This window comes from Denitromonas halophila (assembly GCF_007625155.1).
GTDB lineage: Bacteria > Pseudomonadota > Gammaproteobacteria > Burkholderiales > Rhodocyclaceae > Nitrogeniibacter > Nitrogeniibacter halophilus.
The window spans coordinates 283445-302581 of sequence record NZ_VMNK01000006.1 but is presented as its reverse complement, the minus strand read 5'-3'; the positions used below and the strand labels follow the sequence as shown (position 1 = coordinate 302581).

Genomic DNA, 19137 nt, shown 5'->3' with positions numbered 1-19137 from the left:
GAATTTGGGTAATTTTGTCAAGAATGCCATGTTGGCTGGGTTGCGTGCGCCATTCGGCGCAGGATCATGTTAGTTTTGCAGCGCTTAGTAGTGCATTCATGACAAGGAGGTTGGACGATGAGCGATTATTTGGCTGACGTACAGAAATTTGCACCCAAGGCGGATGCTGCGGTTGTGGACAAGATCGTGAAGTACTGCGGCATTGCGCTGCGCAACAAGGATTCTTCTCTCGTGTCGGCGTCCGACAAGGCAGAACTGGATCGGGTGCGTGACGGATTCGCCAAGAAAAAACTGGAACTCGAGCCGGATGCCGCCGATGCCGGCATCGCCAAGGTATGCGAGAAGATGAAGGGCGTGAATCAAAAGAGCCGCGTCACCTTCTACTACCTGCTGGCCGAAGCTACCGGTACGCTGGGCAAGCTGGCCTGAGCCAGCCCGTCGACCGCGCTGGGGCGGCGACGGCGAAGCAAAGAAAAACGCACCTTTCGGGGTGCGTTTTTTGTCGACGTTATCGACGCATGTCAGAGGATGACCGTGATCTCTTCGCGTCGTACGAGTTCTTTCTGAAGTTGAACCGCCTCAAGGCTGAGCGCGTCCTTGCTGCTGACCATGCCGACGGGTTTGCGGTTGGCGTCCACGATCGGAAGATGGCGAAAGCCGCCCTCGTACATCATGTGCAGCGCATGCCCGAAGGGGTGGTGAGGCGTGCTTGTGATCGGGTTGTGGGTCATCGCCTCCGATACCGGCGTGGTCTTGGCATCGAGGCCGGCGCCAAGCACCCGGAAGGTAGCGTCCTGTTCGGTGAAGATGCCGGTCAAGACGCCATGCTCGGCGATCAGCGCCGCGCTGAGCCTGGCTTTGGCCATCTGACAGACAACGTCAAGCACCGGGGTGTCGGGTGCCACCACGAGAAAGCAGTGAGCGTGAATCACTTGCTGAATGGGACGTTCTGGCATGTGTCTCTCCTTGTCGATCATGTATGACGATATGTCGAGCTGAAGACCTGTGCTGGCAGGCCGCCAGGTCTTTGCTACCGCCTGTGAAAGTCTTGGGGCAGGTAAAGCTAAGCGTCTTTCGTGCCAGTCGACGAGACAAAATCATGTTGCGCTGCACTGTTTGAGTGAGCCCTATCCAGGCGTGAAGTGTCGGCGCTGGTACAGGAGAATACATTGCAGTGCAGCGGCGGGCGCGTGCGAAAAGGATGCGTCATGGTGGTGCTTTCAAGGCGTGTCGCACCGCCATGGGGCGCTTTTCGGGCAAGAAAAAGGCCATGCGGGGCATGGCCTTTTGTGTCCATCGCGAGGTGCGATCAGACGATCATGCCGGCGCCAACCGTGTTGTTGGTCGATTCATCGATGATGATGAAGGCGCCCGTCGCGCGGTTGCTGCGATAGGGGTCGGCAAAGATCGGTTGGGCGAGCTTGAGCGTGAGGCGGGCAATGTCGTTCATTGCCAGCGTGTCGACCGGCTCGTGCTCCATGGTGTTGATGTCGAGGCGGTAGTCGATCTTGGCGATCTTGGCTTTCACCTCGCGTGAGGTGTGGCGGATCAGGTAGGTGCGCGCCGGCGACATCGGGGTCTCGGACATCCAGCAGACGTTGGCGTCGATCTGCTTGACGGCCTCGGGGGCTTCGGCGCTCTTGACGATCATGTCGCCGCGCGAGGTGTCGATCTCGTCGTCGAGCAGCAAGGTGACCGATTGCTCGTGGATCGCGCGTTCGATTTTCTGGCCGCCAATCTCGATGGCTTTGACCCGGCTGCTGAGCCCGTTAGGCAGCACGGTGACCGCGTCGCCGACGGCAATTTCGCCGGACTCGACCCGGCCCATGAAGCCGCGGTAGTCGTGCAGTTCGGGGTTGGCGGAGTCCTGCGGGCGGCACACGAATTGCACCGGGAAGCGGAAGGCTTCCGGACGCTCGGTGTGGGCGGCCGGGGCGGTTTCGAGGATGTTGATGAGCGTGGGGCCTTCGTACCAGGGCATGCGCTCGCCGCGCTCGACCACCATGTCGCCACTGAGCGCCGACAGCGGGATGAAGCGCACATCCTTGAGGCCCATCTTGTGCGCGAACTTGAGGTATTCGGCCTTGATGTTCTCGTAGGTGGCCTGGTCGTAATCGACCAGATCCATCTTGTTGATCGCCACCAGCAGGTGCGGAATGCCGAGCAGGTGGGCGAGCGTCGAGTGGCGGCGGGTCTGGTTGAGCATGCCCTTGCGCGCGTCGACCAGGATGATGGCCAGGTTGGCGGTGGACGCCGCGGTGACCATGTTGCGGGTGTACTGCTCGTGGCCGGGCGCGTCGGCGATGATGTACTTGCGCGTGCCGGTCGAGAAGTAGCGGTAGGCCACGTCGATGGTGATGCCTTGTTCGCGCTCGGCTTGCAGGCCGTCGGTGAGCAGGGAGAGGTCGACGGCGGTCATTCCGCGCCTGGCCGAGGTCTTTTCCATGGCGTTGAGCGTGTCGGCGAGGATGGTCTTGCTGTCGAACAGCAGACGGCCGATCAGGGTGCTCTTGCCGTCGTCGACGCTGCCGCAGGTCAGAAAGCGCAGCAGGCCGTTGTCGATTTCGGGCAGGTGTTCGAGTGCGGACATCATGTTTCCTTGAATTTCGTGTGCTTCACGTGCGGGTCAGGCGTGCTCAGAAATAGCCTTCTTTCTTGCGCTGCTCCATGGACGCCTCAGAGGTCTGGTCGTCCATGCGCGTGGCGCCGCGTTCGGTGATGGTGGTGGTGGCCGTCTCGGCGAGGATCTTGTCGACAGTGTCGGCGTCGGAGGCCACCGGGGCGGTGCAGCTCACGTCGCCGACGGTGCGGAAGCGCACCATCACCTCTTCGATCGTGTCGCCCGGTTTGGCCGGAGTCAGGTCGGTGACTGGCATCAGTAGGTCGCCTTTGCGCACGACCGGGCGGGTGTGGGCAAAGTAGATCGATGGCAGTTCGAGCTGCTCGCGCTGGATGTACTGCCACACGTCGAGCTCGGTCCAGTTGCTGATCGGGAAGGCGCGGATGTTCTCACCCTTGTGGCTGCGTGCGTTGTAGAGGTTCCACAGCTCGGGGCGCTGGTTCTTCGGGTCCCACTGACCGAACTCGTCGCGGAAGCTCATGATCCGCTCCTTGGCGCGCGCCTTTTCTTCATCGCGGCGGGCACCACCGATGCAGGCGTCGAAGCCGAATTCTTCGATGGCTTCGAGCAAGGTCACCGACTGGTGCTTGTTGCGCGATTCGTGCTCGTGCTTGAGCACGATGCTGCCGCGCGCCATGGAGTCTTCGAGCGAGCGCACGATCAGGCGCTCGCCCAGCTCGGCGGCGCGCTTGTCGCGGAAGGCGATGACTTCCGGGTAATTGTGGCCGGTGTCGATGTGCATCAGCGGGAAGGGGAAGCGTCCCGGGCGGAACGCCTTTTCGGCGATGCGCAGCATGCACACCGAGTCCTTGCCGCCGGAAAACAGCAGCACCGGGCTGCTGCACTGGCCGGCCACCTCGCGCATGATGTGGATGGCTTCGGCTTCGAGCCAGTCGAGATGAGAGAGCGTTTGTTGGGTGAGCGTGGTCATGAAATTTCTCAGCGGTGCGTGTTTCGGGCGAGCAGGGCGCGGAGGGCGGCGCGCAGGCCGGCGCGCAGCGCAGCGAGGCGCAGCATGAGGGTCTGGCTCAGCGAGGGGTGCAGATGATGTGCCTTGGGCATGGGGTCATCCTCCTGTGAGTTGGCTCAGGACTTTTTGACGTGCAGGCCGCATTCCTTGGCGGTGGGGTCTTCCCACCACCAGCGACCGGCGCGGACGTCTTCGCCGAGGGCGACGGCGCGGGTACAGGGTGCGCAGCCAATGCTCGGGTAAAACTGATCGTGCAGGGCGTTGTAGGGCACATTCTCGATTCGGATGTAGGCCCACACATCGCTCTCCGACCAGGCGGCCAGCGGGTTGAGTTTTTCGAGGCCATTGTCGGCGTCGAAGGCGCGGGTCGGCAGATTGGTGCGCGTGGCGGCCTGCGCGGCCCGCAGGCCGGTGATCCAGGCTTTTTTGCCGGCCAGCGCGCGGCCGAGCGGCTCGACCTTGCGGATGTGGCAGCAGCGTTTGCGCAAGTCCATGGAGTCGTAGAAGGCGTTGATGCCCTCACCGCGCACATAGGCTTCGACCGCAGCCGTGTCGGGGAAGAACACCTTGAGTTTGGTGTGGTAGCGCGACTCCACCTCGCCCATCAGAGCATAGGTTTCGGCGGGCAGGCGGCCGGTGTCGAGCGAGAAGATCTCGATCGGCAGGCTGTTTTTCAGGATCAGATCGGTGAGCACCATGTCTTCGGCGCCGAAGCTGTTGGCGAAGGTCAGCTGGCCTTCGGCGCCGAACTCGGCGACGGCGGCCTGCAGCAGCGCCAGCGCTTCATCGGACTTGGTGGCGACGGCGGTCCGCTGCGCATCGGTCAGCGCCGGCCGGGTTGCCGGGTTGCCGGCGGCAGGGCGAAGGGGGGACACGGTGCTCATGCGGCGTGCCTCGCGTGGCGACGGAACAGCGGGTCGCGGAAGGTGGCGGAGGCCTGATAGGGATCGGTGAAGTCCTTCAGGCTGGCCAGCGCGGCGCCCAGCTGGGCGTCGGTGTATTTGTCGACCGGCGGCTGCAGGGCATCGAAACCGCAGCGGGTGAAGTAGTTGAACTGATCGCGCAACACGTCACCGATCGCCCGTAACTCGCCGGTGTAGCCGTAGCGGCTGCGTAGCAAGGTGGCGATCGAGTAGCCGCGACCATCGGCAAAGCGCGGGAAGTTCACCGCGACCAGCGACAGTGTGCCGAGCTGGTCGGCGAGGTCGGCCGGGTCGTCGGCGCCCTCGAGCAGGGGGGCGACATCGCCGCGCGCGGCAAGTGCCGGCTGGGCCTGCCACACGGCGAGCGGGACAATCCATTGGCCGGCGGGCACGGCAACGGTCGCCGCATCGGCGCCGTCTTCCGGCGTCAGCACCTGCCAGGTGTCGTCGAGGATCTGCTGGTTTTTGATGAGCTTAGCCATTGGCTACCTTCCTTTGTGCCGGCGTCTTGTCGCCATACACGGCTTGCTTGAACGGGTCGGCACCGATGCGATGCACGGTGTCGATAAAGCGCTCGCCCTCGTGGCGATGCGCAACATAGGTGTTGACGAGGGTCTCGATCACGTCGGGCACGTCGGCCGCGGCGAAGGACGGGCCGATCACCTTGCCCAGATGGGTCAGGTTGCCCTGGCGCCCGCCGATGGTGATCTGGTACCACTCCTCGCCGTTCTTATCGACGCCGAGAATGCCGATGTGGCCGACGTGGTGGTGGCCACAGGCGTTCATGCAGCCGGAGATGTTGAGCTCCAGTTCGCCGATGTCGTGCAGGTAGTCGAGGTCGTCGAAGCGGCGCTGAACGGCCTCGGCGATGGGGATCGACTTGGCGTTGGCGAGGCTGCAGAAATCGCCGCCCGGGCAGCAGATCATGTCGGTCAGCAGGCCGATGTTGGGCGTGGCCAGGCCGCCGGCGCGGGCCTGTTCCCACAGGGCGAACAGCGCAGACTGCTCGACGTCGGCGAGCACCACGTTCTGCTCGTGGGTGATGCGCACTTCGCCGAAGCTGTAACGGTCGGCCAGATCGGCGATCAGGTCGAGCTGGGCGTCGGTCACGTCGCCCGGCGGTACGCCGGTTTTCTTCAGCGACAGCACCACGCTGGCGTAGCCCGGCCGCTTGTGGCCGCGCACATTGCGCTTGACCCAGGCCGCAAAGGGCTTGCTATCGGCCTGTGCCTGCACATAGCCGGCGTCGGTCTTCGGCAGCGTCTTGTAGTCGGGGTCGACAAAACAGGCGGCGACGCGGTCGAGTTCTTGCTGGGTCAGCGTGCTCGGGCCGTCCTTGAAGTGGGCCCAGTCCGCTTCGACGCGCCGGCGGAACTCGTCGATACCCAGCGATTTGACGATGATTTTGATGCGCGCCTTGAACTTGTTGTCTCGGCGGCCGAAGCGGTTGTACACCCGCAGGATCGATTCGCAATAGGTGAGCAGATGCTGCCAGGGCACAAAGCTGGCGATCTCTTCGCCGATGATCGGGGTGCGGCCGAGGCCGCCGCCGACAAAAATGCGGAAGCCCGTCTCGCCCGCATCGTTCTTGATCAGCTCAAGGCCGATGTCGTGGCAGCGAATGACGGCACGGTCTTCTTCGGCGCCATTGACGGCGATCTTGAACTTGCGCGGCAGGTAGGCGAATTCAGGGTGGAAGGTGCTCCACTGGCGAATCAGCTCGCACCACGGGCGCGGGTCGATACGCTCGTCTTCGGCGACGCCGGCGAAAGGGTCGGTCGAGGTGTTGCGGATGCAGTTGCCCGAGGTCTGGATGGCGTGCAGTTGCACGGTGGCCAGCTTGGCGAGGATCTCGGGCATCTTCTCCAGCTCGCACCAGTTGAACTGCATGTTGTGGCGCGTGGTGAAGTGGCCGTAGCCGCGGTCGTAGGTGCGGGCGATGTGGCCGTACATGCGGACCTGATCGGCGCGCAGGTTACCGTAGGGGATCGCCAGACGCAGCATCGGTGCGTGCCGCTGGATGTAGATGCCGTTCTGCAGCCGCAGCGGCAGGAATTCTTCTTCGGTCAGTTCGCCAGCGAAGTAGCGGCGCGTCTGGTCGGTGAATTGCGCGACGCGCTCATCCACCAACTGCTGATCGTAATCGTCGTAGCGATACATATTGTTTTCTCTCAGTGAGTAATCATCTTTGCGCCCACCAGCACCAGGGTGCTGGCCAGGATCGGACGCAGAACGCGGTCGGGGACCCGCGCTGAAACATGGCTGCCAAGCCAGATGCCGGGCAGGGAGCCGATCAACAGGCTGCCGAGCAATGCCCAGTCAACCGTGCCCAGCGCCCAGTGGCCCATGCCGGCCACGGCCGTGAGCGGCACCGCATGCGCGATGTCGGAGCCGACGATGCGCAGCGAAGGCAGCGCAGGATACAGAAAGAACAAGGCCGTCACACCCAGCGCACCGGCGCCGACCGATGAAATCGATACCAGCACGCCGAGCACGGCACCGGTGGCAATGGTGAGATTGCGGGTGCGCACCGGGTTCGGGGTGTCGCCCATCACGCGGGATGAAAACGCCTGAATGCGAGTCCGGAACACGATGGCCACGGCGGTCAGCACCAGTGCCACGCCGAGCGCAAAGGTGATCACATGCGTGGCGCCGCCCATGCCGCCGGGGGCGTAACGATGGACCGCCCACAGGGTGATCAGCGCCGCCGGGATGCTGCCGGTTGCCAGGGTTCGGGTGATCTGCCAATCCACCGAGCCCTTGAGGCTATGCGCCAGCGTACCGCCGGCCTTGGTGATGGCGGCATAGAGCAGGTCGGTGCCCACGGCCACCGAGGGGTGAATGCCGAACATCAGCACCAGCAGGGGCGTCATCAGCGAACCGCCGCCCACGCCGGTGAGTCCGACGATGGCGCCAACGGCAAATCCGGCGATGGTGTAGGCAAAGTCCATGGAATCCAACCTGTAATGTTGCATTGCATCGTACGGATTGCGGATAGATCGGAACAGGGGCAGTGGGTTAAACTTAAATAATCAAAAGTTATTTAGACTGCCGTGCGACTGAGGCATCTGGCCGGCAAACTGGAGCGGTGATCGTGAATTTCCAGCAATTGCGCTACATCGTTGAAGTCGATCGCAACGGGCTGAACGTGTCGGAAGCGGCCGAGACCTTGTTTACCTCTCAGCCGGGGGTGTCCAAGCAGATCCGGGCGTTGGAGGAGGAGCTGGGCGTGGCGATCTTTGTGCGCCACGGCAAGCGGATTGTCGATGTGACCGAGCCGGGCCGCGAGATGCTGAACATCGCGCGCCGGGTACTGGCCGATGCCGACAACCTGCACCGGGTGGGCGAGGAGTTTCGCAACGAGGGGCAGGGGCGGCTGTCGATTGCCACCACCCACACCCAGGCGCGCTACAAGCTGCCCAAGGTGATCGCCGAGTTCACCCGGCGTTACCCCAGGGTGCGGCTGGAGTTGCATCAGGGCAGCCCGCGCCAGGTCTGCGACATGGTGTTGTCGGGCGACGCCGATTTGGTGATCGCGACCGAGGCCATTTCCGACTACCCCGATCTGGTGATGCTGCCGTGCTACCAGTGGAATCGCGGCGTGGTGGCGCCGTCAGATCATCCCATTCTCAAGGCCAAGCCGTTGAGCCTGGAGGAGATCGCACGCTGGCCGATCATCACTTATGACTCGGCGTTTACCGGCCGCGGTCAGATGAACAAGGCGTTTCTGGGGCGTGGGCTGAAGCCGAATGTGGTGCTGACCGCCATCGACTCGGACGTGATCAAGACCTATGTGCGCATGGGCCTGGGTATCGGCATCGTGGCCAGCATGGCCTTCGATCCGCTGATGGACAAAGGGCTGGGCATGAACGACGCAGGCCATTTGTTCGAGTCGAGCACCACGCGCATCGGCATTCGCCGCAATGTGTGGTTGCGTGGTTATATCTATGCGTTTGTTGAGCTGTTTGCGCCGGCGCTGAACCGACATGTGGTCGAGGCCGCACGGGCCGGCGGCGGGACCGACCCCGGCTTGTAGCCGCCGGCGTTGCTCAGGCGAAGAGACGCGCGCTGAGTTCGGGCGTGCCAATTGCCAGCGCGAGCATCAGCGCGATGCGCGCCTTGGCCGGGTTGAGCTCACCGCTGGCAGCGGGAAGCGCGGCGTCTGTCGAGTGAGCCACGCGCCCATGGCCGACGCGGGTTGAGCGGATTACCGAAATCCCCCTGGCGAGTGCGGCGAGTGCGGGACGCCGCCAATTTTCGGGCAGGCTGCCGTTGCCTGGCAGGGCGAGGACGATGCCCTGCGCGCCACGCTCCACGGCTGCAGAGAGCAGATCGGGGTCGCTGCCCGCGGCGACATAAAGGATGTCGACGCGGGGTAGCTCGGTCTGACCGGCCAGTGCATCGGTTGGAATGCAGCCGGCCTGCGTGAGCGCTATCGGGTGGTAGAACTGCACTGGCTGTGCCGTGCCGAGTGGGCCGCGCGTCGGCGCTGTGATGGCGCCCAGCGCTTGTGTGTCGGCCTTGACGATGTCCGCGGCGGCGAAGATGTGTCCGTTCATCACCACCAGAACGCCTTGGTCTGTACTGGAAGTGTGTGCAGCCACGGCGATCGCCTGATATAGATTCATCGGGCCGTCGGCCGACAGCGCCGTGGCCGGACGCATGGCGGCGGTCATTACCACCGGCTTGCCCGGTGGCAGGCAGAGGTGCAAAAACCAGCCGGTTTCTTCGAGCGTGTCGGTGCCGTGGGTGATGACCACACCGTCGCAGTCAGCCTGCGCCAGGTGATAGTGCACGCGCGCGAGCAGTGTCAGCCAGTGCGCCGGGCTCATGTCCTTGCTATCGATGGAGAGCAGCGCGTCGACTCGCAGTTGAGCGAGGTCGGTCAAGCCGGGTACGGCGGCAATGAGCGCGGACGGATCAAGTGCGCCCGCGGTGTAGTCGGTGGTGTCGGCCGCGCTGACTGCCTGGCCGGCAATGGTGCCGCCGGTGGTGATCAGGGTCAGTCGCGGCGTCAGGGGCATCACTGGAAGGGCTTGTCGTTGGGCTCGCGAAACAGCGCGCGCATGCTGTCGGAGAGTGGGAAATTGAGATTCAGCTGCTTGGGTGGAATCGGCTGCATGAACCAGCGCGTGTAGATGCGCTCGGCCTCGCCGGAGGTCATCAGTTGGGCGAGCGTGTCGTCGATCAGTTTCTTCATGGCTTGATCGCCCTTGCGAAGCATGCAGCCGTAGGCTTCGAAGGAGCGCGGCGTGCCGGTAACCACCCAGTCGGCCGGCCGAAGCGATTTGGCGCGTTCGCCATAGAGCAGGGCGTCGTCAAGCATGAAGGCGTCGGCGCGACCGGTCTCCAGTGTGAGAAAGCTCTCGCCGTGATCGCGGGCGGTGATCAGGGTCAGGTCGATCTGACGCTCTTCCTTCATTTGCCGCAGCAGGTGCTCGGAGGTGGTGCTGGCCGTGGTGACCACGCGCTTGGCGTTGAGATCGTTGAAGTCGGCAATGCCCGAGTCGCGGCGGGTCAGCAGGCGGGTGCCGATGACGAAGATGGTGTTGGAAAAGCTCACCCGCTTGGCGCGCTCGGAGTTGTGCGTGGTCGAGCCACACTCGAAATCGATCTCGCCCTTGTGGATCAGGCGGAAGCGGTTGCCGGAGGTGATTGGCACCAGTTCGACCGGCAGCTTGGGGTTGCCGAGGCGCTGACGGATGGCGTCGACGATCTTCAGCGCCAGCTCGTGCGAATAGCCAACCACCTGACCCTCTTCGTCGAGATAGGAAAAGGGGATGGACGACAGGCGATGGCCCAGCCGGACGGCGCCATGCTCGCGGATGGCGGTCAGCGTGTCATCGACGCTGGGCGAGGTGTCGGCGTGGGCGCCGACTGCGGCAAAAGCGGTGAGGAGAATCAGCAGGCCTTGTCGGATCACAGGTGGCTCTCGCGAACTGGCAAAGGCGGTATTGTGCCCTGAGTCGCCGTTACTGACGACTGCGCTGGGCACGGTGTGCGCGATGGAAAGGTCATGAAGTGTTGCGTAGCGGGTGGGTGCGATTGTCGCGCACGCGGTCGAGCATCATGCGCGCTGCCTCGTCAGGCACGCCCAGCCGGGCCAGGGCCCCGGCGGCCAGTTGCAGGCTGGACTCCAGTGTTTCAGGAATGACCACGTTGGCGCCGGCCTCGCGCAAGGCCAGCGCGTGCTTCTCGTCGCGGGCCCGGGCAAGTACCGGAATGTCCGGTGACATGGAGCGCAAGCCACGAACCGCATGGACGGCTGGTGCGGTCTGATCCATGGTCAGGATCACCGCCCCGGCACGGTCCAGATGCAGGCGCCGCAGCATTTCCGGATTGCTCGCGTCGCCAAACACCACCGGCAGCCCGCGGGCGCGATAGCGGGCGACCAGGGTGGGATTGGACTCGATGGCGCAATACGCGACGCCAAGCTCCGACAGCATTTCGCCCACCAGCTGACCGACCCGGCCGAAGCCAGCAAGAATGACATGGTTGCGCATCGCCTCGGGGTCGTTGATCTGCATCGCCGACGCGTGCTGGCCGCTGCGCCGGTCGATGGCGTTGCCCAGGGTTTGGCCAAGCCGCGCGAGCAGCGGCGTGGCCAGCATGCTCAAACCGACCACCAGCAACATGAACTGCGCGACGTCACGCGGCAAGAGCTGAAAGCTCAGGGCCATGCCAATGACGATGAACGCGAATTCACCGCCGGCACCGAGCAGAAAGCCGCCTTCGAGCGAGCGGCCGGTCGATAGACCAAAGATCCGGAACAGCGCTGCGATGATCAGGCCCTTGGCCAGCACCAGCCCGATCACCGACAGCGGCAGCCACACCGGCCGGCTGAGTAGCTCGGTGAGGTCAATGCCCATACCCACCGACATGAAGAACAAGCCCATCAGCAAGCCCTTGAAGGGCTCGATGGTCACTTCGACCGCGTGGCGGAATTCGGTTTCGGCAATGATCAGCCCGGCAAGTAGCGCGCCCATCGCCATCGACAGACCCGCCGCCCAGGTCAGCGCTGCCACGCCGAGCGACACCAGCAGGGTCAGCGCCATGAAGGTGTCGGATTGCTGGTTGGCGGCGAGGTGGTGAAACACCGGCTGCACCACGCGCCGGCCAATCAGATAGATCGCCCCGATGGTAAACACGCCTTTGAGCGCGGCCTGGCCCATCTGCAGGGCAAAGCTGCCGTCGCCATGCTGACCCAGCAGGCCGACCAGCACCAGCAGCGGCACCACGGCCAGATCTTGAAATAGCAGCAGCGAAAAGCTCGCCTGCCCCAGTGGTGTGCCTAACTCGCGCCGAAAACTCAGCAACTGCATCACCACGGCGGTCGACGAAAATGCCAATACCAGACCGAGGATGACCGATGCCTCGACCGGATTGCCGAAGACATAGGCCAGGCCGCCGATCACCGCCGCCGACAGCCCCACCTGCAAGGCGCCCACGCCAAACACCCATCGCCGCAAGGCCCAGAGCCGGTCGATCGACATCTCCAGGCCGATCATGAACATCAGGAAGATCACGCCCAGTTCGGCGAACACCGCCACGTCTTCCACGCGCGGGAAGGTCAGCGGCTCCAGCCATGGCCAGTATTCCACCAGACGCCCCAGGCCATATGGCCCCACCAGCGTGCCCATGGCCAGAAAGCCCAGCACCGGGTTGATGTTGCGCCGCTGCAGCAGCGGAATCAGCACGCCGGACAGGCACAGGAAAAGGATCAGCTCGCGAAGATGCGGCAAGCCTTCATGGGCGGTCATGCGTGGGGAGGCTCCTGGAAAACGCGACTCCAGTTTAACGGATTTCCGCGGTGCAATTGAGCCGCCGAGTCAGCCAATCGGCCCGCACCCAAAAGATGTCACAGTCCTCGTGCGGAGCCGCGCTCTATACTCCCGGGATGACCGACAAAGCTGACTTCTCATCGGGGGGCTTCATGCCAAACGCTTCTCGCGCCCACAAACTGCGCCACGGCCTCGCCGTGATCGCCTTTGCCTTCTCGCTGCCTGCCCTGGCCGATGCCGGCAAGGCCGCAGCCTTTTATGAAGACGGCCTTGCCCGCTTTGAAAAGGGCGACACCGCCGGCGCGGTGATTCAATTAAAGAACGCGCTTCAACAGAACAACAAGCTGTTGTCCGCGCATGTGCTGCTGGGGCGCGCGCTGCTCAAGCAGACCGAGTTGCCGGCGGCGGAGGCGGCTTTCAACGAGGCCTTGAAACTGGGCGTGAGTCCCAGTGAGATTGCTGTGCCACGCGGTGAATTGCTGCTCGCGCTTGGGCGGACCAAAGAGCTGCTGCGCGATGTGCAGCCCGATGGTTTGCGCCGTGACGCGCTGGTCGAGGTGCTCTCCATGCGTGGTACCGCCCTCGCCGACGAGGGCGATATCGACGCCGCGCGCCGTAGCTTCAAGGCTGCGACCGATGCTGACCCCAGGTCGGTACGCCCCTATCTGTCGCTGGTGCCCTTCCTGCTGCAGTTGCAGGAGTTCAGCGGTGCGCAAGAGGGAGTAGAGCGCGCCATTATCCTGGCGCCCAAGGACGCGCGGGTGTGGAACCTGAGGGCTTCGCTGCAGCACGTACGAGGCAATCTGGAGGCGGCGCTAAGCGACTACGAGCAAGCACTTGAGGTGGACGCAAATTATGTCGATGCGCGTGTTGCACGCGCCGCTCTGTTGGTTGACCTCAAGCGAGACGCAGAAGCGAAGAAGGATCTGGATTACCTGGCCGAGCATGTCGAAGCGGAGCCCCGCTCCGCGTATTTGCGTGCGGTGGTTGCTGGCCGGCGCGGTGACGCCGAAGGGGTGCACAAGGCGCTCACCGAGGTCACCCGTCTGGTGGATACGCTGCCTACGGAGTATGTGAACGCTCGTGAGCAGTTGCTGATGCTTGGGGCCTTGGCGCATCACGGGCTGGGCGTACCCGAAAAGGCCAAGAGCTATCTGGACAGCCTACTCAACCGCTACCCGCGCAATCTGGGCGCCCGCAAGCTGCTGGCCAGCATCTATATGGCCGAGAACGACAGCGCACGGACGCTGAGCACCATTGAGCCCGTGCTCAAGCTGCGCCCGGATGACCCGCAGGCCTTGCTGTTGGCGGGCCGGGCCAGCTTGGCAGACAAGCGCTATCGCCGCGCCACCCAGTATCTGGAACGCGCGGCAGAGATGCTCAAGGGCGACGCGCAGATTCAGGCTGCGCTGGGTTATAGCCTGATCGGTGGCGGCCAGGCCGAAGAGGGTGCGGCGAGCCTGGAGCGCGCCTTTGTTGCCGATCCCAGAAACGGCGCGGTTGGTATGGTGTTGACCTCGATCTATATGCGCCAGGGCATGACTGACAAAGCGATTCAGGTGGCCGAGGCCCTGGTCAAGAATGGCCGCGACAATCTGTCAGCACTCAATCTGCTGGGCGCCATCCGCGCTGCCTCCGGTGATGTCGTTGGCGCACGCAAGGCCTACGAGGAAGTGGTGGCGCGCGATCCCGAATTTGTACCGGCATTGCTCAATCTGGCCCGGGTGGAGGCGCAGGAAGGCAAGCTCGATGCCGCCAAACAGCGCTTGACTGCGCTGCTGAAGCAGCGCAAGGATGACGCGCGTGTCATGTACGAGTTGGGGATGCTCGCCCAACGCGGCGGCCAGATGAAAGAGGCGATCGAATGGTTGCGGACAGCCACGGCCAAGAATCCTGATGATCCACGTGCCGGCCTGGCATTGGTCGAGGCCTTGTCGGCAACCCGACAGCCCAGCTCCGCTCTGGCGGCCGCCAAAGAGGTTGGCCTGCGCCACCCGCAGGATCTCAGCGTTCAGGCTGTGTTGGGCCAGACCTATCTGGCCGCAGGCGACGCTAATGCGGCGAGACTGACCTTTCGCGACATGACCCGTTTGGCGGAATTCGAACCGGAAGCCCAGGTGCGTATCGGGCGGCTGCAACTGGAGGCGGGCTTCCCGGACGAAGCCGGCTACAACGTGCAAAAGGCGCTCACCGCCGTCAAAGACTACCGCCCGGCGCTCACGCTGGCCGTAGAGGTGGCGCTGGTGCAGAAGAATCTCGTCGAGGCGCGCAAGTTGCTCGACGATCTTCGCAAAGCCGACCCGGAGGCAGCGGATGTGGCGAGTCTGGAAGCGGCCGCGGCATTGGCATCCGGCGATACCAAGCAAGCCATTCCGGCCTACCAGCGCGCTTATCGAAAAGCGCCCTCCGCTTCGTCGGCCTTGAACCTCGCGCGCGCCTTCTTCAGCGCGGGGCAGGCGGATACGGCACGGAAGGTGTTACAAGATGAAGTCGGGCGCTTACCGTCGGCGGATGTGCGCCGTGCGTTGATCGAGCTCCAGATGCAGGCCGGTCTGTGGGCGGATGCACGACAAAACCTTGACGCCATGCTGGCGAGCGACGCCGCCAGTGTCGACCTGCTCAACAATCTGGCCATTGTTCAGCTGGCGCTCAAGGATCGCGCAGCGCTCGCAACGGCCGAGAAGGCCCGAGCGCTCGCGCCCCAGGATCCGCTGGTGATCGATACTGTCGGTTGGATTAAATTGAATACCGGCGATATTGACGGTGCGCTCGGTTTGCTGCGTGAAGCGCGTTTGCGCGCCCCCCAGAATCGCGAGGTTCGCTACCATCTTGCCCAGGCGCTGCACCAGAGCGGCCGGACGGCCGAAGCGCGCAAAGAGTTGCTCGATGCCCTGGCCGATGGCGGACGCTTCCCTGGCGTTGAAGACGCACGCGCCTTGCAAAAGAAGATCGGTAAGTAAAAGTGTCGACAAATCTGACGCTTTTTTGCGACACGGGTTTTGCTGCATTTTTAGTTCATTGATTTGTAAGGAAATTTGTTGCCTGGCACATGGATTGCTTTATGTACCTCGACAACGAATTTAGCCGGGAGAAACACATGAACAAGACTTTCAAGCATATGTTGGTGGCTGCGGGCCTGATGGCCGCCCTGCCGGCGATGGCAGCGACGACCTGGACGTTCTCGGGTGGGGATAACAACAACCCGGCTTGGGGTAACAGTCGTTCTTATTCCAATGGCGGCGTGACCGTGACCGCAACCGCTTGGGCAAACACTGGCGGCAGCGGAAATACGCTGATCGAAAATGCGTATCTGCCGACATACGGAAGCAGTGGGCTTGGTGTAATCAATCGAGATGGTTATAGCAGTGGATCTGATCAAGATACCAATGACGTAATCGGCAATAGTACCGAACACTCGATGGACAACGATCAGCGTTACGACTCGATTCTGCTGTCGTTCTCCGAGGCCGTGAATTTGACCGGGTTACGCAATGGCTGGACGACGGGCGATTCCGACATGTCAGTCCTTGCCTATATCGGTTCAGGGACGCCGACATTGGCCGGTGGCAGCTACGCCAGCTTGGTGTCCAATGGTTGGGCAAGTATTTCCGATCTGATGAATACCGGCACGAGCTGGGCAAGCACTGGCACCTCGGTGTATTCGTCGCATTGGCTGGTGGGCGCCTTCAACCCGGCATTCAATGGCGGCAGCACGGGCTACGCCGGCAATGACTATGTGAAGCTCTATCAGGCACAAGGCACGATCTGCACAGCCTCTGGCGGTGCGAGCGGTGGCGTGTGCGGCGGGACGCCGGGCACCGGCGTCCCCGAACCGGGTTCTTTGGCACTGGCCGGTCTTGGCCTGCTGGGTGTCATCGGACTGCGTCGCCGTCGTAAGTAATCTGGCGACTCAACTCCGTCCTTTGAACGGCGCCCTCGGGCGCCGTCTTTGTTTTGGGGCAGCGGTTTGGCGCAGATTCAGAACGGTGATTTGAAACCTGCAGCAGCGATGGGCGGTGCCATCCGGTGCAATCATCGAAGTGCTTTGCACTGAGAATCCGGCTGGCAAAAGGCCCATCGGTGATGGCTCCTGCGTGTCGCCTTCAAGAAGGCGGCATGCGCTCACGCCCCCCCCAGCCACGTCAGATCAATAGAGAAGCTCCACTTCGTTGGGTCGGCCGCTCGCTGCCTGCCATCGTGCTTCATGAAAAGTGCCGCCTGCTGGCATGGGCAATCGTCGTTGTCGACTCGATGTGCCGGCTGGCGTCATTTCGTTGTGAGGCCAACTGCGGCGCGCCAGGACTCGTGTGCCGCATCAGACGTCGCTAGTTGCGGGTTTCAGCCTCATTGGCTTCTTGCTGCTGCAGGCGCCACATTTGCGCATAGGCGCCGTTGGCGGCGAGCAGGGCGTGGTGGCGGCCGCGTTCGACGATGTGGCCCTGGTCGAGCACCAGGATTTCGTCGGCGTGGGCGATGGTCGACAGGCGGTGGGCGATGATCAGCGCGGTGCGGCCGCGCGCGGCGAGGTCGATCTGGGCCTGGATGGCTTTTTCGGTGCGCGAGTCGAGCGCCGAGGTGGCTTCGTCGAAGATCAGGATGGCCGGATCCTTGAGCAGGGCGCGGGCGATGGCGACGCGTTGTTTTTCGCCGCCCGAGAGCTTGAGGCCGCGTTCGCCGACGCGGGCTTCGTAGCCGTCGGGCAGGCGACCGATGAAGTCGGTGAGCTGGGCGGCCGCCGCGGCGGTGTCGATCAGCCCGTCCGCGGCGTCGGGCCGACCGTACTGGATGTTGTAGCGCAGGCTGTCGTTGAACAGCACGGTGTCCTGCGGCACGATGCCGATGGCGCGACGCAGGCTGTCTTGCTGTAGGTCGCGGATGTCGGTGCCATTGACCGTGATGCGCCCGCCGGTCACGTCGTAGAAGCGGAATAGCAGCCGACCGAGGGTGGATTTGCCCGAGCCGGAATGCCCGACCACGGCGACGGTCTTGCCGGCCGGGATCTCGAAGTCCACGTCGAACAGGATCTGTCGCGCCGGATCGTAGGCGAAGCTGACCTTCTCGAAGCGCACCGTGGCGTTGTCGGCGGCGAGGCTGCCGGCGTCGGGCTTGTCGGCGATTTCGCGGGGCTGGTTGAGCAGGCCGAACATGCGCTCGATGTCGGTGAGGGCCTGGCGGATTTCACGGTAGATCACGCCGAGGAAGTTGAGGGGGATGTACAGCTGCAGCATGTAGGCATTGACCAGCACGATGTCGCCGATTGTCATGCTGCCGTCGACCACGCGGATGGAGGCCTGCCACAGCATGCTGGTGACGGCGATGGCAATGATCGCCGCCTGGCCGATGTTCAGCCCCGACAAGGAGAGTTGATTCTTGATCTGGGCATCGGCCCACTGACGCATCTGTTCGTCGTAGCGGCGGGCTTCGAATTCTTCGTTGTTGAAGTACTTCACCGTTTCGAAGTTGAGCAGGCTGTCGATCGCACGCGCATTGGCCGCCGAGTCGAGCTCGTTGGCCTTGCGTCGCAGAGCGGTGCGCCAGTTGGTGATCTTGACCGTAAAAGTGATGTACAGCGTGAGCGCGATGGTGGTGATCACCGAGAAGATCGGATCGTAATTCACATACAGAATGCCGATCACCAGCCCGACTTCGACCAGCGTGGGCAAAATGCTGTACAGCGTGTAGCTGATCAGTGAGCCGATCGAGCGGGTGCCGCGCTCGATGTCTCGGGTCAGCCCGCCAGTTTGGCGCTCAAGATGAAAGCGCAGCGACAGGGCGTGCAGATGGCGGAAGACTTGCAGCGAGATGTTGCGCACGGCCTGCTGAGTGACACGGGCGAAGATCAGCTCGCGTAGCTCGGTCAGCATCGAGGTCATGAAGCGCAGCACGCCGTAGGCGACGATCAGCGCGGCGGGCACGATGATGAAGGCTTGCTGCGTTGTGATGGTCATCGCATCGACCATGTGCTTGAACACCATCGGCACACCGACGTTGGCGACCTTGGCGCCGAGCAGGCAGGCCAGCGCAAAGAACACCCGGCCCTTGTAGCTCCAGAGGTAGGGGAACAGCGTCTTGATGGTGGTCAGGTCGTGGCGCTCGCCGGTGGCCGGCTCGGGCAGGGCGCCTTGGGGGTGTCGTCGCATGTGGATCAGCCCTGGGTGTCGTCGAGCGCCAGGCGCAGGGCCAGACCGATGAAGATCACGCCGGCGATGCGATCGAGCCATGGCGCAACCCCCGGGCGACGCTTGAGCAGCCGGCCGATGCCGCCGGCCATGTAGGCCACGGCACCGAACACCACCACGGTTTGCAACATGAACACCAGCCCGAGCACCAGCATCTGCATGGTGGCACTGCCGGCCTCGGCGTGGACAAACTGCGGCATGAAGGCGAGGAAGAACAGGCCGACTTTCGGGTTGATGGCATTGGCCACAAAGCCGCGGCCCACATCCTTGCGCCACGGCCGCGCGGGCGCCGACTGGGTGCTGACCGCCAGCTGCCCGCCGCTGCGGATGGCTTGAATGCCGAGCCAGGCGAGATAGGCCGCGCCGGCCAGCTTGAGCGCGGTGAAGGCCATGGGCGAGGCGGCCAGTGCCGCGCTCACGCCCAGCGTGGCCCACAGCACATGGGTGAAACACCCCAGCGCGCAGCCAACCGCGATGCCGAAGCCGGCCATGCGCCCTCGGGCGAGGCTCTGGCCGAGCACCATGAGGTTGTCGGGCCCGGGCGCAAAGGTGATGATCAGGGCGATGCCAAGAAAGGCGATGAGGGTGTCGGGGCTGGGCATGTCGGGGGCTCTTGGTGGCCGGTAATCGGCCAGTGTACCGGGCTGCCGGGTCGGCGTCATGC

Annotated in this window: 17 protein-coding genes; 4 read left to right on the top strand and 13 right to left on the bottom strand. The window is 63.6% G+C overall.

From position 1 onward, the window contains the following. Nucleotides 1–117: 117 nt before the first annotated feature. A complete protein-coding gene (locus tag FHP91_RS08435; protein WP_144175273.1) occupies nucleotides 118–429 on the top strand; it encodes a DUF2853 family protein in 312 nt (103 codons plus the stop codon). Between the two features lie 92 nt (nucleotides 430–521). Here the strand turns inward: FHP91_RS08435 and FHP91_RS08430 are convergent, their stop codons facing one another. The 8 genes from FHP91_RS08430 to FHP91_RS08400 all read right to left on the bottom strand — a co-directional run bounded on the left by FHP91_RS08430 (nucleotide 522) and on the right by FHP91_RS08400 (nucleotide 7464). Next, complete coding sequence (locus FHP91_RS08430) at nucleotides 522–956, bottom strand: CBS domain-containing protein (protein WP_144309145.1); 435 nt, start codon at nucleotides 954–956, stop codon at nucleotides 522–524. Nucleotides 957–1309: 353 nt separating this feature from the next. Beyond that, nucleotides 1310–2590, bottom strand: coding sequence for a sulfate adenylyltransferase subunit CysN (gene cysN / locus FHP91_RS08425; RefSeq protein ID WP_144309144.1), 1281 nt, complete (start codon nucleotides 2588–2590; stop codon nucleotides 1310–1312). Nucleotides 2591–2636: 46 nt separating this feature from the next. Next, complete coding sequence (cysD, locus tag FHP91_RS08420; protein WP_144309143.1) at nucleotides 2637–3551, bottom strand: sulfate adenylyltransferase subunit CysD; 915 nt, start codon at nucleotides 3549–3551, stop codon at nucleotides 2637–2639. 8 nt (nucleotides 3552–3559) lie between these two features. Then, complete coding sequence (locus FHP91_RS21605; RefSeq protein ID WP_281281778.1) at nucleotides 3560–3682, bottom strand: hypothetical protein; 123 nt, start codon at nucleotides 3680–3682, stop codon at nucleotides 3560–3562. A 24-nt stretch (nucleotides 3683–3706) separates the two neighbouring features. Further along, the gene (locus tag FHP91_RS08415; protein ID WP_144309142.1) at nucleotides 3707–4474 is read right to left on the bottom strand and encodes a phosphoadenylyl-sulfate reductase; all 768 of its coding nucleotides are present in this window, start codon (nucleotides 4472–4474) and stop codon (nucleotides 3707–3709) included. Further along, nucleotides 4471–4995: a DUF934 domain-containing protein gene (locus tag FHP91_RS08410; protein WP_144309141.1), complete on the bottom strand. Its 525-nt coding sequence runs from the start codon at nucleotides 4993–4995 to the stop codon at nucleotides 4471–4473. The genes FHP91_RS08415 and FHP91_RS08410 overlap by 4 nt, the downstream gene beginning before the upstream one ends. Beyond that, nucleotides 4988–6673: a nitrite/sulfite reductase gene (locus FHP91_RS08405; RefSeq protein ID WP_144309140.1), complete on the bottom strand. Its 1686-nt coding sequence runs from the start codon at nucleotides 6671–6673 to the stop codon at nucleotides 4988–4990. Before FHP91_RS08405 ends, FHP91_RS08410 begins: the two co-directional genes overlap by 8 nt. 11 nt (nucleotides 6674–6684) lie before the next feature. Continuing rightward, a complete protein-coding gene (locus FHP91_RS08400; protein ID WP_144309139.1) occupies nucleotides 6685–7464 on the bottom strand; it encodes a sulfite exporter TauE/SafE family protein in 780 nt (259 codons plus the stop codon). A 143-nt stretch (nucleotides 7465–7607) separates the two neighbouring features. Between FHP91_RS08400 and cysB the strand changes: the two genes are divergently transcribed. Next, on the top strand, nucleotides 7608–8549 hold the full coding sequence (cysB, locus tag FHP91_RS08395; protein ID WP_144309138.1) for an HTH-type transcriptional regulator CysB: 942 nt from the start codon (nucleotides 7608–7610) through the stop codon (nucleotides 8547–8549). A 13-nt stretch (nucleotides 8550–8562) separates the two neighbouring features. Here the strand turns inward: cysB and FHP91_RS08390 are convergent, their stop codons facing one another. The 3 genes from FHP91_RS08390 to FHP91_RS08380 all read right to left on the bottom strand — a co-directional run bounded on the left by FHP91_RS08390 (nucleotide 8563) and on the right by FHP91_RS08380 (nucleotide 12273). After that, nucleotides 8563–9537, bottom strand: coding sequence for an asparaginase (locus FHP91_RS08390; RefSeq protein ID WP_144309137.1), 975 nt, complete (start codon nucleotides 9535–9537; stop codon nucleotides 8563–8565). Beyond that, a complete protein-coding gene (locus FHP91_RS08385) occupies nucleotides 9537–10436 on the bottom strand; it encodes a glutamate/aspartate ABC transporter substrate-binding protein (RefSeq protein WP_222105147.1) in 900 nt (299 codons plus the stop codon). Before FHP91_RS08385 ends, FHP91_RS08390 begins: the two co-directional genes overlap by 1 nt. 91 nt (nucleotides 10437–10527) lie before the next feature. Next, complete coding sequence (locus FHP91_RS08380) at nucleotides 10528–12273, bottom strand: cation:proton antiporter domain-containing protein (RefSeq protein WP_144309136.1); 1746 nt, start codon at nucleotides 12271–12273, stop codon at nucleotides 10528–10530. Nucleotides 12274–12446: 173 nt separating this feature from the next. Between FHP91_RS08380 and prsT the strand changes: the two genes are divergently transcribed. Both prsT and xdp1 read left to right on the top strand, forming a co-directional pair. Next, nucleotides 12447–15254, top strand: coding sequence for an XrtA/PEP-CTERM system TPR-repeat protein PrsT (gene prsT / locus FHP91_RS08375; RefSeq protein WP_186301484.1), 2808 nt, complete (start codon nucleotides 12447–12449; stop codon nucleotides 15252–15254). Nucleotides 15255–15391: 137 nt separating this feature from the next. Next, nucleotides 15392–16195: an exosortase-dependent surface protein XDP1 gene (xdp1, locus tag FHP91_RS08370; RefSeq protein WP_186301483.1), complete on the top strand. Its 804-nt coding sequence runs from the start codon at nucleotides 15392–15394 to the stop codon at nucleotides 16193–16195. Nucleotides 16196–16619: 424 nt separating this feature from the next. Here the strand turns inward: xdp1 and FHP91_RS08365 are convergent, their stop codons facing one another. Further along, a complete protein-coding gene (locus tag FHP91_RS08365) occupies nucleotides 16620–18434 on the bottom strand; it encodes an ABCB family ABC transporter ATP-binding protein/permease (RefSeq protein ID WP_144309133.1) in 1815 nt (604 codons plus the stop codon). A 5-nt stretch (nucleotides 18435–18439) separates the two neighbouring features. Beyond that, nucleotides 18440–19075, bottom strand: coding sequence for a LysE family translocator (locus FHP91_RS08360; protein WP_144309132.1), 636 nt, complete (start codon nucleotides 19073–19075; stop codon nucleotides 18440–18442). Between the last annotated feature and the right edge of the window lie 62 nt (nucleotides 19076–19137).